This window comes from Acidovorax soli, assembly GCF_900107605.1.
Lineage (GTDB): Bacteria > Pseudomonadota > Gammaproteobacteria > Burkholderiales > Burkholderiaceae_C > Acidovorax > Acidovorax soli.
On record NZ_FNQJ01000018.1, the window covers coordinates 63,974 to 78,606 of the forward strand.

The window sequence follows — 14,633 nt, forward strand, 5'->3', positions numbered from 1 at the left end:
GGGTGTGCGGTGTACACGCCGAGCGGCTCGGTTGTAGTGGATAGCCCGCGCGGTGGAGGGAACTTCTGCCCACCTGGGCAGGCAAAGAAAGGCAATTGCTGAGAATTCAGCGCACCCTCAAAAATCCCGCATTTGCGGGTTTTTTGTTGAACCAACGAAAACAAGCTTGTGAAATCAAGCTATTGCTCAGGCGTTGTTCAACTTTCGGCTTGTGGCTGGAGTTGCCTCCCCACCCACTGCTGCTGGAGACGCCGCTGAACTCGGTCAATTCCTGAATCACGAGTAGCCTTCCGCCCCATACGATTTCCTGACGCAGGCGGCGTTAGGCTCATGCCATGGGCAATAACAATCTCTCGCGCACCATCCTCGCCCTGCTGGCCTGGACCATCGCCTGGACTGGGATGGTCGGGCTGGAAAGCCGGCTGGACCTGGCCAACCTGTCCATGCTGCTGGTGCTGGCCTCGGCGCTGTCCGCCCTTTGGCTGCCCAGTTGGGCCAGCCTGGCGGCCAGCGCAGTGGCGGTAATGGCCTTCAACTGGTTCTTTGTTCCACCAAGGCTGACCTTCTCCGTGGATCTGCGCCAGAACGCGCTGCTGCTGGTGGCCCTGCTGCTGGTGAACTGGATCATTGCAGGCCTGGTCATTCGCCAGCGCCGCCTGGCCGAGGCCGCGCGCACGGTGGCAGCACGGGAAGCGCGGCTGCGCCAGTGGGGCGACATTCTGCGCGATGCCGGGGACCCGGCCGCCCATGCTGCGGCGCTGCGCACAGCTCTGCAGGAAGCCACCGGGAGCGCGGTGGCGGTGTCGGTGCTGCGCGCGTTGGGGAGCCCACCGGATGACGCTGCTGCCCTGCAGGTGGGTGAGCCGGACGACGAGCAGCGCGCCGGCTTGGCCCTGTGTGTGCGCGATGGGCGTGCCATAGGCGCCGGCAGTGGCCGTTACGACGGGCTGCCCGACGCCTATCTGCCCCTGCGCGGCCGTGGCGTCACCCTGGGGGCTGCATTGATCACGGGCTTGGCCCGTCACCCGCAGGGGCACGAACTGCGCCCCCACCTGCAGGCGCTGTGCGACCAAATGGGCAGCGCCCTGCACCGCTCGCTGATGGCGGCGCAGGAGCAGCAGGCGCGCGATCAGGCCCAGCTGCAAGCCACCCGCAACGCCCTGCTGGCGGCCATCTCGCACGACTACCGCACGCCTCTGGCCTCCATCATGAGTGCAGCCTCTGCCCTGCAGGAACAGGGCGAGCGCATGGACAATGCACAGCGCCAGCTGCTTGCCGCCGGCATCGTCGAAGAAAGCGAGCGACTTGCGCAGCTGACCGACAACACCCTGCAGCTGGCGCGGCTGGATACACCGGCGGTGCAGTTGCGCTGTGACTGGGAGTCAGCGGAAGAGATCGTCGGCGCGGTGCTGCGGCGCGCCCGTCGCCGACCCGAGGGTGCACGCGTGCGCGCCAGGGTGGAACCCGATCTGCCCCTGCTATGGTGCGACGCAACCCTGGTGTCGCAGTTGCTGGACAACCTGCTGGACAACGGCCTGAAGTACAGCCCGGCTGATACGCCAGTGGAACTGCATGCTGCGCGCGATGGGGAGCGCGCGGTGCTAGCCGTGAGCGACCAGGGACCAGGCATTGCACCCGCTTGGCGCGAGAAAGTGTTCGAAGTCTTCCAGCGCGGCGAAATGGGGGCAGCGGGGCCCCATGCGGACGCTGGTCGCGGTGCCGGCGTGGGCTTGGCCGTGTGCCGTGCCATCGCCCGCGCACACCAGGGCGAGCTGCTTTTGCGCCCGGGCGCCGAAGGCGGCTGCCGCTTCGAATGCAGACTACCGCTGCACGGGGAGAGCCCGCCGCCACAGTCGGCACCGACGCCCCAGGAGACCCAGCCATGAGCCATCGCGTCCTGCTGGTGGAGGATGACCGGGTGCTGCGCAGCGCGCTGCGCGAGGCACTGACCATCGAGGGTTACGCATTGCAGACCGCGGCCAGCCTGACCGACGCTCGGGCACAGCTACAGCATGCGCCGCACGGCGAGACCATTGACTTGGTGCTGCTGGATCTGGGCCTGCCCGATGGCGAGGGCCAGGCGCTGCTGGCCGAGTTGCGCCGCAGCAGCAACATGCCAGTCATCGTGATTTCGGCCCGCGAGTCCGAGGGGCAGAAGATTCGCCTGCTCGACGAGGGCGCCGACGACTACCTCGTGAAGCCTTTCGGCATCGGCGAGCTGCTGGCGCGCATGCGCGTGGCCCTGCGCCGCCGCGGGCGCACCAGCGAGCCGGCACTGCTGCACTACCGCCACGGCCCACTCGCGGTGGACCTGAAGGCCCGCCGCGTGCGGTTGGCCGATGCCGACGTTCGGCTCACCCCCACCGAATACGCCCTGCTCGCACGACTGGTACGCCAGGCCGGCCAGGTGGTCACGCATCGCCATCTGCTGGCGGACGTGTGGGGCGGCGAGCACACTGAACAAACCCATTACCTGCGCCTGTACATGGGCCAGCTACGCGCCAAGCTGGAGGCCGACAGTGCCGACCCGCAGCACCTGCTGACCGAGCCCGGGGTGGGCTACCGGCTCGCCGAGCCAGACCCCACAGACTGAGGGCAACTCGGGTTGCTTATGCAATCCTGATGTGTGGTGGTGCATCGTGGCAGCCTTGTGCATCCACAGAACCTCCATGCAGCACCCCGACACCGCCCCCCTGCCCAGCACGACTCCCCACACAGGCCGCAAGCAGGGCCTCGCAGCCCTCACGCTGGCCGCCATCGGCGTCGTCTATGGCGACATTGGCACCAGCCCTCTTTACACCGTCAAGGAGATCTTTGCGCCGCACACCGGCGTGCCGCTGGACGCACCGCACCTGATCGGCGCGGTCTCCACCATCATCTGGGCGCTGATGCTGGTGGTCACACTCAAATACGTGGTGCTGATCCTGCGCGCCGACAATCACGGCGAAGGCGGCGGCCTGGCACTGACCGCGCTGGCCGCCCGCGCAGTGGAGCAGCGCCCGGCTTTGCGCAACGGCCTGCTGCTCCTGGGCGTGTTCGGCGCCACGCTGTTCTATGGCGACAGCCTGATCACCCCGGCCATCTCGGTGCTGGGCGCGATGGAAGGATTGGAGGTCCTGACCCCGGCGCTCACGCCCTGGGTGGTGCCGGCCACGGTGGCCGTCCTGATCGGGCTGTTCCTCATGCAACGGTTCGGCACGGCGGTGGTTGGCCGATTTTTCGGACCGATCATCGTGCTGTGGTTCACCGTGCTGGGCGCGGTGGGCGCCTGGCACATCGCGCAGGAGCCCGCCATCCTGGCGGCCTTGAACCCGCTGCACGCCTGGGAATTCCTGTCCGGCCGCGGCTGGCAGGTCTTCGCAGCGGTGGGCGCCATCGTGCTGGCGCTGACGGGCGCCGAGGCACTGTATGCCGACATGGGCCACTTCGGCCGCAGGCCGATCCAGATCGCGTGGACAAGCTTGGTGCTGCCCGGCCTGGCGCTGAACTACCTGGGCCAGGGGGCGCTGCTGATAGGTGACCCCTCGGCGATCCAGAACCCCTTCTATCGCCAGTTCCCCGAAGCCTGGTTGCCACCAGCGCTGGTGTTGGCCACGCTGGCCGCCATCATCGCCTCGCAAGCCGTCATCTCCGGTGCGTACTCGCTGACCAAGCAGGCGATCCAGCTGGGCTTCCTGCCGCGCATGCGGGTGCGCTACACCAGCGCGCGCGAAATGGGCCAGATCTACATGCCGGGCGTCAACTGGGCTCTGCTGGCCGGCGTGCTGGCAGTGGTGCTGTTCTTTCGCAGCTCTTCTGCGCTGGCCAGCGCCTACGGCATCGCGGTGACGCTGACCATGATGATCACCACCGTGCTGACTTACTTCGTGGTGCGCGAAGGCTGGCGCATGCCGGCACCGGTCGCCATCGGCGCCACTGCGTTCTTCCTGGCCATCGACGCGCTGCTGGTCGCCGGCTGCGCCATCAAGTTCCTCGACGGCGGCTGGTTTCCGCTCACCTTGGGCCTGGCGCTGTTCGTGCTGATGAGCACCTGGCGGCGGGGGCGTGAACTGCTGATGGACAGCATCCGCCGCGACGGGCTTTCGCTGCAGGACTTCATCGCCCAACTCGATCCCCGCAGCCTGAACCGCGCCGAACGCACCGCCGTGTACGCCGTGGCCGATCCCGACACCGTGCCGCAAGCCCTGCTGCACAACCTCAAGCACAACCAGGTGCTGCATGCGCGCAATGTGATCCTCACGGTGCGATTCCACGATGTTCCCTGGATACCGATGGAGGGCCGGGTGGACGTGCAGGCTCTGGACCACGGTTTCTGGCGGGTGCAGGTGAACTACGGCTTCATGAACACGCCCGACATACCGAAGGCGCTGGAGCTGACCGCCTCGCACGGGCTGGCGGTGCCGCTGTTCGAGACCAGCTACTTCCTCAGCCGCGAGACCGTGGTGCCCACGCCAGGCAGCGGCATGGCGAACTGGCGTGAGAAGCTGTTCGCCACCATGAGCCACAACGCTGGCGGCGTCGTGGAGTTCTTCCGCCTGCCGGGCAATGCCGTGGTGGAGCTTGGAACGCGGGTGCCGATATGACGGCCGGGTGAGGGTGTAATTGAGACCTGGGCCAAGGTTGTAGCAATCTGGTCAGCAGGTCGCATAAGCTGTCATCGTCGCGATGATAAATTTTCCTGAACCCGCCGACAATCTGCTCTGGTGACCACAGTGTCCGCAACTTGTCCGATAGGCCCTGCGCGGTTTACAGACGAGCAATAGGGAGCCGAAGGGACGATGAGAAAAAATATTCTGAGCGCACTGTCTCCATTCCGAAGTGTCCGGGCCCGTTTCTCGGTGGCCATGGGTGTGCTTGGTCTGGTGTTTGGTCTGTTGCTCACGGGCATCATCGGCTGGCGGACCGAGAGGGATCTACGGGCCGCGGCGCATGACGGCCTTTATTCCATTGCCTCTAGGATTGCGCACCGACTCAATGAGGATCTGGCCAACCGCCACCGCGAAGTGGCAATGATGGCAGACCTGTTGAACAGCAAGCTGTTATCGCCTGATTCCATCGGGCAGATGATTGATGGACTCAAGGGCCGTCAGCCGGTCTACGCTTGGATTGGCGTCGCAGACAGGCAGGGCGTGGTGTTGGCTGCTACGGACGGCCTGTTGCTTGGACAGAACGTCAGTAAAAGGCCCTGGTTTAACATGGCTCTGTTGGGCGGGTTTGTGGGTGATCCGCACGAAGCCAAGCTGCTGGCACCGCACATGAAACCCGGAGCGAATGGTGAGCCCACCAGATTCGTCGATGTGGCAGTGCCCTTGCTCGATCAAAACCAGCAAGTGGTGGGGGTTCTGGGGGCCCACTTGTATTGGGACTGGGTCAACAGTGTGGTGCGCAACTCCATCGATCAGCTCGATCGCCTGCGCTCTGTGGAGGTGTTGATTGCGCACAAGAACGGCCACTGGCTGCTGACGCCGCGCCAAGGGATAGCAGCCGACCTGTCTGCGTTGAAAGCCGGGAATGCCAACGGTGAATATGTGATGGCCCGCGAAAGGGTGTCGCCTGTGGTCAGCACCAGCGGTCTGGATTGGACCATCGTCGTCATGGAAGACGCCAAGTACGCCCATGCGGCCATCCGCGAGAGCCGCACCTTCATGCTGCTGTTTGCGGCTGCGCTGGCGGGGACGTTTGCGGCGCTTACTTGGGTGGTTGGCGGCAAGGTGGCCCAGCCAATCGTCAAGCTGGCGCGTGCCACCCAGAATCAGGCGGCATTTGCCGATTACGCCAAAGAGTCCAGCCAGGGCGAAGGCACCGATGAGACGCGCGCGCTGGGCCAGTTCATGCACCAGCTCGCCCACTACGATTCGCTCACCGGCCTGTCCAACCGGAAGGAATTCACAGACCGCATCGGCCAAGCGATGGCGCGCACTGCCTCCACCCACTCTCACAGTGCGCTGCTGCTGCTTAACATCGACAATTTTGGTATTTTCAACAACATCAAGGGCTACGAAGCCGGCGACCAGATGCTGATTGCCGTAGCCCAGCGACTGCGCGGCCTGCTGGAAGAAGACACAGCGCTGTCTCGCATCAATGGCGACGAATTTGTGATCGTGCTGGAAGGTCTGGGGCGTGAGACGGCACATGCCGTGGCCCAGGCGCAGGCTGTTGCAAACCGACTGCTGCTCAGTTTCGACACGCCGTTTGCCCTGGAAATCGGCACCTACAGCACGCACGCCTCCATAGGCCTCTACCTGATCACACCTGAGCCGCGGCGAGTGAGTGATGCCATTTTGTACGCCGAGCTGGCAATGCGTGAAGCCAAACGACTGGGCAGGAACCAGATCGCGGTGTTCACGGACAGCATGCATGCCCAGCTGGCGGCGCAGGTCAAGTTGAAAGAAGATTTGACGGCGGGCATTCCGAGCCAATTGGTTCTTCTGTATCAACCGCAGGTGGACCGGGAGGGCAAGGTCGAAGGCGCAGAACTGCTGGTGCGCTGGCGTCACCCGGAGAAGGGCCTGGTATCGCCGGCGCTGTTCATTCCCGTAGCGGAAGAAACGGGGCTGATCATGTCTGTCGGCCGTTGGGTGATGGAGAACGCCTGCCAGCAGATCAAACGCTGGGAAGGTGACCCGCGGCTACAGCATCTGCTGCTGTCGGTGAACGTCAGTGCCAGGGAGTTTGCCTCCAAGGACTACGTCTCGCGGGTTGGCAGCATCCTGGCCGAAACGGGGGCCAATCCTGCCCGACTCAAGCTGGAATTGACCGAGAGCGCCTTGGCCACTGATATCGAAGATGTCATCTCCAAGATGTATCAACTCAAACAGATGGGCCTGACTTTCTCGCTGGACGATTTCGGCACCGGTTTCTCATCGCTGAGCTACCTCAGACGCATGCCTATCGATCAACTCAAGATTGATCAGTCTTTCGTGCGAAACCTAGCGAGTGACCACAATGACGCGTCCATCGTTCGGACCATCATCTCCCTGGGCCAGAACCTGGGTGTGGAGGTGATTGCGGAAGGTGTAGAGGAGTGGTCGCAAAGAGCGCTATTGGAACAACTGGGATGCATCCACTACCAGGGATATCTGTATGGCAAACCAATGCCGCTGATCGAATTTGAGAATACGGTCTGAGCTGTACTGTTCGGTTGGCGGCCGACCGCGTGAGTTCGGCCAATGCGGCTGAAAGGCAGGCTATTAGCGCTCAGCCATGGTTTGCCGGCGCACTTCCGCAACAGGTCGCAGGGCGTCATCCAAACCCCAAGATCTGACCCAAAAAACGCGACCGGACGGGCAAGGCGCCCCCTGCCAGCACGGTCGCATTGCGTCACATCAAAACGCCACCTTCACCCCCACTGTCACATTCCGCCCCATCAACGGCGCGGCATTCTTGATGAACGAGGTGTGCGCATACGCCAGCCGGTCCGTCAGGTTGTTCGCCTTCAGATACACCTGCCACGGCGCGCCGCTGCTCAGCTGGCTGCTGTAGCTCACGCCCAGGTTCAGCATGCCGTAGCCGGGCGTGGCGGTTTCAAACTCGGCCACGCGGTTCTGGCGGGCCACCTGCAGCCATTCGACCTGGCCTTCCCATTGCTGCCAGTGGGCATCGAGCCGCACACCGGCGCGGGTGGCGGGGATGCGGGGCAGCAGGCTGCCGCCGTCGAGTTTTGCGCGCACGGTGTCGCCAAACAGGGTGATGCCCAGATGGCGGTTCAGACGCTGGCGCACCTGGCCTTCGATGCCGGTGAAGGTGGCATCCTGCTGGCTGTATTGCAGCAGTTGCAGGCCATCTACCTCGTCGATTGTGCGGCCGTAGATGTAGTTGCTGATGCGGTTCCTGAAGATGCTGACGCCAAAGGTGGTGTCGCCGCTGGTCTTCTTCAGGCTGAGGTCGATGTTTTGCGAGATCTCGGACTTCAGATCGGCGTTGCCGCGCTCGTAGGTGCTGGTGGCCATGTGCAGGCCCTGGGCGTACAGCTCTTCGGCGGTGGGGGCGCGGCTGGCGCGGGTGAACGAGGTGCCCACCTGGTAGCCGGGCGTGAACTTCCACACCGCGCCCAGCGACGCCGACGTGCCGTTGTGGCTGCGCTCGATGCCACTGGTCTGGGCTTCGGCCGTCTGGCGGTCGTGGCGCAGGGCGGCTTCCAGGCGCCAGTCGCCCAGGCGGACTTCCTCCAGCGCGAAGAAGCCCAGCTTGCGGGTGATGGTGGGTTCGACATAGGCTTCTTCGCCGTCTGCGCTGAACTTGCGTTGCGAGGTCTGCAGGCCGACCACGCCCTTGAACCCGGCCACGGGTGCGTGCTGCAGCTCGATGCGGGTGTCATAGGCCTTGTTTTTGAAGGTGGTGCCGATGGCGCCGTCCTCGATCTCGTCGTGCTTGTAGTCGGTAACGCCCGCCCGCAGCCGCAGTGCCGAGAAGCCGGCGAACGGGTTGCGCAGCTCGCCCCGGATATCGAGGCGCTCGCTGCGCAGGTCGACCACGGGCACGGCGCCAGGCGCTTCGGCGCCATGGTCGTGGCCATCGTCCTCTTCGCCTGCGTGCGCGCCGCAGTGCAGGTGGTCGCCATCGGCATGGCAGCCGTCAAAGCTGTGCTTGTGGCCTGGCAGGCCGTATTTGGCCGTCTGGCGGGTGTAGGCGGCGCCCAGGTAGCCGCGCTCGCCTATCCACGACAGGCCCACGCTGCCGGTGTCGGTGCGGTTGAAGCTGCCTGGCACCTTGTTGCCACCCGCCCAGCCCTTGCCTGCGCGGTAGTCGCCCGCGTCGCGCGCCACGCCTTCGACGTGCACGGCCAGGTTGCCTGCGCCGCCGGTGAGCGAGAAGGCCCCTGCCCCCTCGCCCGCGCCGGTGTTGGCGCGTAGCTCGGCGCTGCCTTCCACGCCCTTTTGCGGGATGGCGGTGGGAACCTTGCCATCCAGCACATTGACCACACCGCCCACGGCGCCGTTGCCATGGACCAGGGCCGAGGGGCCGCGCAGCACTTCGATCTGCGTGGCCAGCAGGGGCTCGGACACCACGGCGTGGTCGGGGCTGATGGTGGAGGCGTCGTGCAGTTCGGCGCCGTCGCTCAGCAGCTTGACGCGCGGGCCGTCCATGCCGCGAATGATGGGGCGGCTGGCACCGGCGCCAAAGTGGCTGCTGGTGATGCCAGGCTCGCTGCTGAGCGTTTCGCCCAAGGTGGCCTCGCGGCGGCGCACGAGATCGTCGCCCTCCAGCACGGTGGCGGGCGTGGTCATGTCGCTGGCGCCCAGTTGCAGGCCGCTGGCAGAAACGGTGACGGGGGGCAGGCCGGGCGCTTCGGTGGGTGGCGCGGCCTGCGCATGGGCCAGGCTGGTGCCCGACAGCGTGAGGATGGCGGCCAGTGCAACGGGGTGCAGGACCGGATGGCTGCGGCTGCTGTGTGCGGGTGCAAGGATGTTCATGGTGTTTCTGAAAAAAGGGGCGCGCACCGGCGCAGCCAGGTCCTGGCGCAGGGGCACGGTTTCATGCGCTGTGGCATGAAAACGGAATAAAAAGCGGCTGTAGCGCTTGGTCATCAAGCGCTAGCAGCTATGAAATCAGGGGTCGGCAGCGCGTGCTGCGGCGCAGTGGCTGCGGGAGTCAGGCCACCGGGGGGCCGCGAGCCTGGAATGGCGTGAACCACCGCAGGAGGACGGGTTCGGGGTGGTAGGCCAGCCGCGCCTGCACGGGCACCACAGCTGGCAGCGCCATGGGGGCGCTGTGCAAGGCATCGCCCAGGGCCAACTGGTCGAGCAAAAGGCAGTCGGGCGCGGCATGGTCGCCCCAAAGTGCCTGCAGCAGGCCTGTGCCGGTGTCTGCCGCATGTGCTCCGGCCACGCCGCCATGGTGTGCCGCCGCCTGCGGGGCAGGCCCAGCGTGCACCGTGTTGCTGCGCCCGCCATGGGCCACCTCGTGCAGGCGGCCCACGGTGGGCGCAATGACCAATGCCAGCAACAGCCAAACCAGCGCAGCCCGGGCCGAGAGCTGCTGCAGCCAGCGCCCGCGCACACCCGCCCGGCGGGCCGTGGCCTGCAGGGCTGAAAGGGCTGGGGGGGCTGCTGGCAGACTCACTTTGGTATCACTTTTATAGCTGCTGGCGTATGCGGATCGAGTGCTAGCGCCCGATTTTATTCAGATCTTTGCCGCCGATTCAGTCGGGCTTCAGATACCGTGCAAACGTCTTGCGAAACTTCTCCACCTTCGGGCCCACCACGAAGGCGCAATAACCAGCGTTCGGATGGTTGGCAAAGTAGTCCTGGTGGTAGGCCTCGGCCGCGCTGTAGTTGGTCAGCGGTTGCACCTCGGTGGTGATGGGCGCGCCAAACAGCTTGTCTTGCGACATCTGGCGGATCATGTCGTTGGCCACCTCGCCGTGCTCGGGGTGGTCGTAATAGATGCCGCTGCGGTATTGCGTGCCCACATCGTTGCCCTGGCGGTTGAGGGTGGTGGGGTCGTGGGTGTGGAAGAAGATTTCCAGGATTTCCTGCAGGCTGATGGCGTCGGCATCAAACGTCAGGCGCACCACCTCGGCGTGGCCGGTGTCACCCTGGCAGATCTGCTCGTAGCTGGGGTGGTGGGTGTGGCCGTTGGTGTAGCCGCTTTCCACGTCGGTGATGCCGCGCACGCGGACAAAAACCGCTTCGGTGCACCAGAAGCATCCACCACCTAAAACCACCGTCTCAAGCCTCTTATCTTGTTGATTTGATTGAATATTTTCCATAGTGGATGCTTCCAAAATTTTGACAAAACCGCTGAATTCAGGTATAAATTTGGCAGAAATTTGCCAAAGAACACCAGCACAAGGAGCCCACTGATGTCAGCTCTACCTCGTGGAGTAACACAAGTCTTATGGAAAAACAAGACCAAGTCAAAGGAAAAACAGGTCAAGTTCAGAGTTCGTGTCAGCAAGAAGGTGAACGGTGAACCGTTCAAGATTGACCAGCTATGTGACACCCTAGAAGAAGCAAAGGACTTACTTGCTACCTGTCATTCAAACATTGGTAGGCAGGCACTCAACAAGATTGAGCTTGACCAACAAGAGAAGGTTAAGAAGGTTGCTGACCTTTTAAGCAGCCCTCCCCTATCCTTTTATATTAAGCAATACATTGCTCAACACATTCCAGAAGCACCAGAAGGTAACGACTTAAAACGAAGGAACCGTGCAGCTAAATTGTCTTTTTTTAAGACAATTGAAAATACCCCCATTCCTGATAGTCAAAATGAAGTTGCTCAACCACTGTTGCAGGCTGGTGGCTTGTTAGCTCAAATGGCTCAAAAAGCTATTTCTAATGGTGGCAAAAAGAGGTTTGGCGATTTCAAGCCAGAGCAAATCACCTACTTGGAAATTAACGAATATATCAAAACTCGTTTAGCTACACCCGCAATGACTGCCAATAGAAAGAGCAGTCTTGGTCGCAATGTTTCCAAGATTTCTGTTTCTCGTGAACTGACCTTCATTAAAAAACTGTTTGATAATCTTCGTCACCAAGAAGGCAGGTTCAAAGGCATTCCTAATCCTGTCACTGAATATGATAAAGACCTACTTGTAAACCGTGACATTAAAAACACCTATCGTTTGAGCGATAGTGACAAGAATATTTTGTTTGATGCTCTGGACAAGCACCCCAACCCAGAGATGAAACAAATCTGCCTACTTTCATATTATTGTGGTTTTCGTAGGAGTGAGATTGTTCCTCTTCTTTGGGAACAGGTTCACATGGATGAAAATTACATTCAGCTTTATCAAACCAAGTCAGGCAGGCCAAGAAAAGTAATTATCACAAAAGAAGCTCGTTCCATTTTGGAGAGCATTCCAAAAAAAGATAATCAACCAAGGCTGTTCACTTATACCTTGTTTGGTTTCTCTGGTTCAGTAGATAAGCTCATTGAACGAATTGGACTCAAAGCAAAAGGCTTTCGATTCCATTTCTTCCGTCGTGAAGCAATTTCCAATCTGGTGTTCAACATTGGACAAGTCACAGGTTTGGATGGAGCAAATTTTTCCATTCTCATTAGTGAACTATTAGGTTTGGAAAGTGTTAGGCACTTGGAGAAAAACCACTTGGCAGAACTGCCCACAGCTTCACTCAACAATCAAACTGACATCATGAAGTCTGTTGGACACAACAACAAGCAGACAACCAAAAGGTATAGTCCCATTAAAATTCCTTCTAAGGCTTAATTTTGAAATATGAATTTAACTACTGACAAGCCAATCAAACGGTTCGTGTTTGGACTGCATGAGAATGAATCAGGTCTTGAAGTCATTGCTGTAGTCTTCAACGATGAAAGCAATGAGAAAATTCCTCTCACTCTGGAAAATCTCATTTGGGCTGCTGAACTGGTGAAGCATCAAGGTGTGAAGATCAATAGCTTGAACCGTTTGAATCTGGCACATCAGAAAATTTGGGATGAACTTCTTCATTCAGACAGCAGCAGGAAATTTCTTGATAAGCTAGTTGATCAAGCCCAACAAGAAATTCAACAGGGAAACAAATAAGCACCTTCGGGTGCTTTTTTCATGGGCCTGCTTTATTTTTGTGAATGATCCATTCACGAAAATGAAGTAGGAGGGATCAGAGCTTGTTCTTCTTTCCACTCATGCCATTGAATCGTTCAGCCTCTTTGAGCTTCCTGATTCTTTCGGCTGCTACTGCTGCACCGATCTGATTCTCAAGCTGTGTGGCCTTGGCTTTCAAAGCGGCTGCTTTGGCTGGATTCTTTGCATTGGCAATCTGGCTCATGAGATCAGCCAGTTGAGAGCGAAGACCACCAATAGAGCCATCTGAACTGCTGCCACCAGACGGCATAGAAGAGCTGTCGCTGGCCTGTGGCTGGTTCGTAGATGGTTGCTGCTGCTTGATGCTGCTAGAAGGCTCTACAACAGGTTTAGAAGGCTGCTGAGGCTGTGCAGTAGGTTGCGCCTGAGCAGGTGCTTCCTTGACCTTCTGAGGCTGCTGAACATCATTGGTGGTTGCTGGCTGCTTAGGTATTCCCTTGACAGTGGCTTTCTCACCATATAGGCGATTCTTATTGCTTCTGCCAGTCATGGGCTGACTGATCAGCTTCTTGTGGAACTGCCTTCTTGAATCAGTCAATCTTTTTAGGGCGTTACTGACTTTCTGAAAATCAGCATCATTGAGTTGCTTTCTGTAGTCAGCACCTTTGGCAAGAAATTCATTCTTCAAATTCTTGAAGTCTGCACCGTGTTCATAGACTGGACCTTTTAGACGAAAAGCTTTCTGTGATCCACGAACCTTCAATGAGATGAAATTATTATTAACTCTGGTGATTTCTCCAAAATTCTCCAAGTAATCACATAGCTGTTGTCGGTTGGTGATGTTGCCTTGCAAGATCTGATAGCCAACATTGACACTAATGCTGTCCTTGTCTGGTTTGGCGGCTCTGACTTGTTTAGCCAATTCTGAATCTGAATGAGGGAGAACCTTGGTTTCAAATTTTGAAGATGATGCTTTCAGTGGATTTCTCACAATCTGGTCATAACCAAGATTGTGATTGGTGACAGCATCAAAGGCATCCTTGAAATCTTCTTTTGCTTTTCCCACTGGAAACGGGTTCATTTGTCTGCCAGTAGTTAGTTCAGTCAGTGGAATGATGTAGTTGAGTTCAATGCGACCTTTGTCTTCATGAATGTTCCAAAAGTCAGTGAAGTTGACTCCATGTTCAAGACCAGCCATGAAGGTTTTTCTGAACTCTTGAACGACTGCTATCAGTTGTTTGTCAGTGGGACGTTCACCTGGTTCAAAAGCCAACGTGCCTGAAACATACTTGTGTTTTCTGGTTATAGACTCACAAGCCATAAGGCAATCATTTTCACTTCCAGTCAAAAATCTAGGCAAAGGTTTTCTCTCCACACCCTTATGATCGTGGGAACCTTTAAGATAATTGATCGCTTCTTGAACTGAATTCGTGCGATGACCTTGCACAACATTTATCACAAAACCGCACCTTAAATTTTCTTCTGTGAAGAAAGTTTATCCTTGATCTCTTGAATGGAAAGCAATGTGTTTTTCAGATCATCCAAAAGCAATCTACCTTCTTGTTTCATGAATTCAGACTTGGTGCTTAACTGTTTGGCGATCTGATTTAGGTTTTTCCCCTGTTTGTTTAGCTCTGCAAGATACTTGGCTGCAAGGATGCGATCCTGCTGCTTCTCTTCAAAGTAGAAGTCAATTTTCTTCTCATTTCCTTTGAAGATGGTGTTGCGAACATATGCAGCCATTGAATTGAATTGGGTCTTATTCCAAGACTCTTTCAATGCGATGAACTCAACTGGAGACAAGCGAATGTCTAATGAGTGGGTGCGTTTGTATAGGTGTTCATCGTCGTTGCCATGACGACCTGGATGAAGTTTTGGTTCTAATTCTTTTCTCATATGCTTTCCTTTTTTATTGTTGTTCTAAGCATTTTTAGGGTCTTAGGGTGGAACCCTAACAAGAGATAAACCACGTTGGTTAAGCCCGTAAGGGGTTAAGCGGCGGTATGGTTTATTTGTCTTGCTGTTTATATTCTTAATTTTAGCAAAGCCCCCGATGGCCAGGTCAAATTCCCCCACCCTTGGCCACCCCAAATTCCCCCAGGCAGGACGACCAGATTATGACGACTCGGGTGTGATGGCGATG

The 14,633-nt window shown here is 58.9% G+C and carries 11 protein-coding genes; 6 read left to right on the forward strand and 5 right to left on the reverse strand.

Translation table 11 applies throughout. The annotated features are described in order from the left end of the window. Window positions 1-335: 335 nt before the first annotated feature. The 4 genes from BLW02_RS12535 (at window position 336) to BLW02_RS12550 (ending at window position 7,127) form a co-directional block, all read left to right on the forward strand. Window positions 336-1,886 (forward strand): sensor histidine kinase, encoded by a 1,551-nt coding sequence (locus BLW02_RS12535; protein WP_092699079.1) that lies wholly within the window; start codon window positions 336-338, stop codon window positions 1,884-1,886. Next, window positions 1,883-2,593, forward strand: coding sequence for a response regulator (locus tag BLW02_RS12540; protein ID WP_092699080.1), 711 nt, complete (start codon window positions 1,883-1,885; stop codon window positions 2,591-2,593). Before BLW02_RS12535 ends, BLW02_RS12540 begins: the two co-directional genes overlap by 4 nt. A gap of 76 nt (window positions 2,594-2,669) precedes the next feature. Beyond that, the gene (locus tag BLW02_RS12545) at window positions 2,670-4,583 is read left to right on the forward strand and encodes a potassium transporter Kup (RefSeq protein WP_092699082.1); all 1,914 of its coding nucleotides are present in this window, start codon (window positions 2,670-2,672) and stop codon (window positions 4,581-4,583) included. Window positions 4,584-4,778: 195 nt separating this feature from the next. After that, entirely contained in the window at window positions 4,779-7,127 is a 2,349-nt protein-coding gene (locus BLW02_RS12550; protein ID WP_092699084.1) for a putative bifunctional diguanylate cyclase/phosphodiesterase, read from the forward strand. Window positions 7,128-7,325: 198 nt separating this feature from the next. Here the strand turns inward: BLW02_RS12550 and BLW02_RS12555 are convergent, their stop codons facing one another. The 3 genes from BLW02_RS12555 to msrA all read right to left on the reverse strand — a co-directional run bounded on the left by BLW02_RS12555 (window position 7,326) and on the right by msrA (window position 10,711). Continuing rightward, complete coding sequence (locus BLW02_RS12555; protein WP_092699108.1) at window positions 7,326-9,413, reverse strand: TonB-dependent receptor domain-containing protein; 2,088 nt, start codon at window positions 9,411-9,413, stop codon at window positions 7,326-7,328. Window positions 9,414-9,591: 178 nt separating this feature from the next. Further along, on the reverse strand, window positions 9,592-10,062 hold the full coding sequence (locus BLW02_RS12560) for a hypothetical protein (protein WP_139285371.1): 471 nt from the start codon (window positions 10,060-10,062) through the stop codon (window positions 9,592-9,594). A gap of 79 nt (window positions 10,063-10,141) precedes the next feature. Continuing rightward, window positions 10,142-10,711 carry a peptide-methionine (S)-S-oxide reductase MsrA gene (msrA, locus tag BLW02_RS12565; protein ID WP_092699088.1) on the reverse strand — a complete coding sequence of 190 codons (570 nt, stop codon included), beginning with the start codon at window positions 10,709-10,711 and terminating at the stop codon, window positions 10,142-10,144. 93 nt (window positions 10,712-10,804) lie between these two features. On the opposite strand from msrA, the gene BLW02_RS12570 reads away from it, so the two are divergent. Both BLW02_RS12570 and BLW02_RS19700 read left to right on the forward strand, forming a co-directional pair. Continuing rightward, window positions 10,805-12,172, forward strand: a complete 1,368-nt coding sequence (locus BLW02_RS12570) for a site-specific integrase (RefSeq protein ID WP_092699090.1) — start codon at window positions 10,805-10,807, stop codon at window positions 12,170-12,172. A gap of 9 nt (window positions 12,173-12,181) precedes the next feature. Continuing rightward, complete coding sequence (locus tag BLW02_RS19700; RefSeq protein ID WP_139285372.1) at window positions 12,182-12,490, forward strand: hypothetical protein; 309 nt, start codon at window positions 12,182-12,184, stop codon at window positions 12,488-12,490. A gap of 76 nt (window positions 12,491-12,566) precedes the next feature. Here the strand turns inward: BLW02_RS19700 and BLW02_RS12575 are convergent, their stop codons facing one another. Continuing rightward, on the reverse strand, window positions 12,567-13,949 hold the full coding sequence (locus BLW02_RS12575; RefSeq protein ID WP_139285373.1) for a relaxase family protein: 1,383 nt from the start codon (window positions 13,947-13,949) through the stop codon (window positions 12,567-12,569). An 11-nt stretch (window positions 13,950-13,960) separates the two neighbouring features. After that, window positions 13,961-14,386: a plasmid mobilization protein gene (locus BLW02_RS19705; RefSeq protein ID WP_139285374.1), complete on the reverse strand. Its 426-nt coding sequence runs from the start codon at window positions 14,384-14,386 to the stop codon at window positions 13,961-13,963. Between the last annotated feature and the right edge of the window lie 247 nt (window positions 14,387-14,633).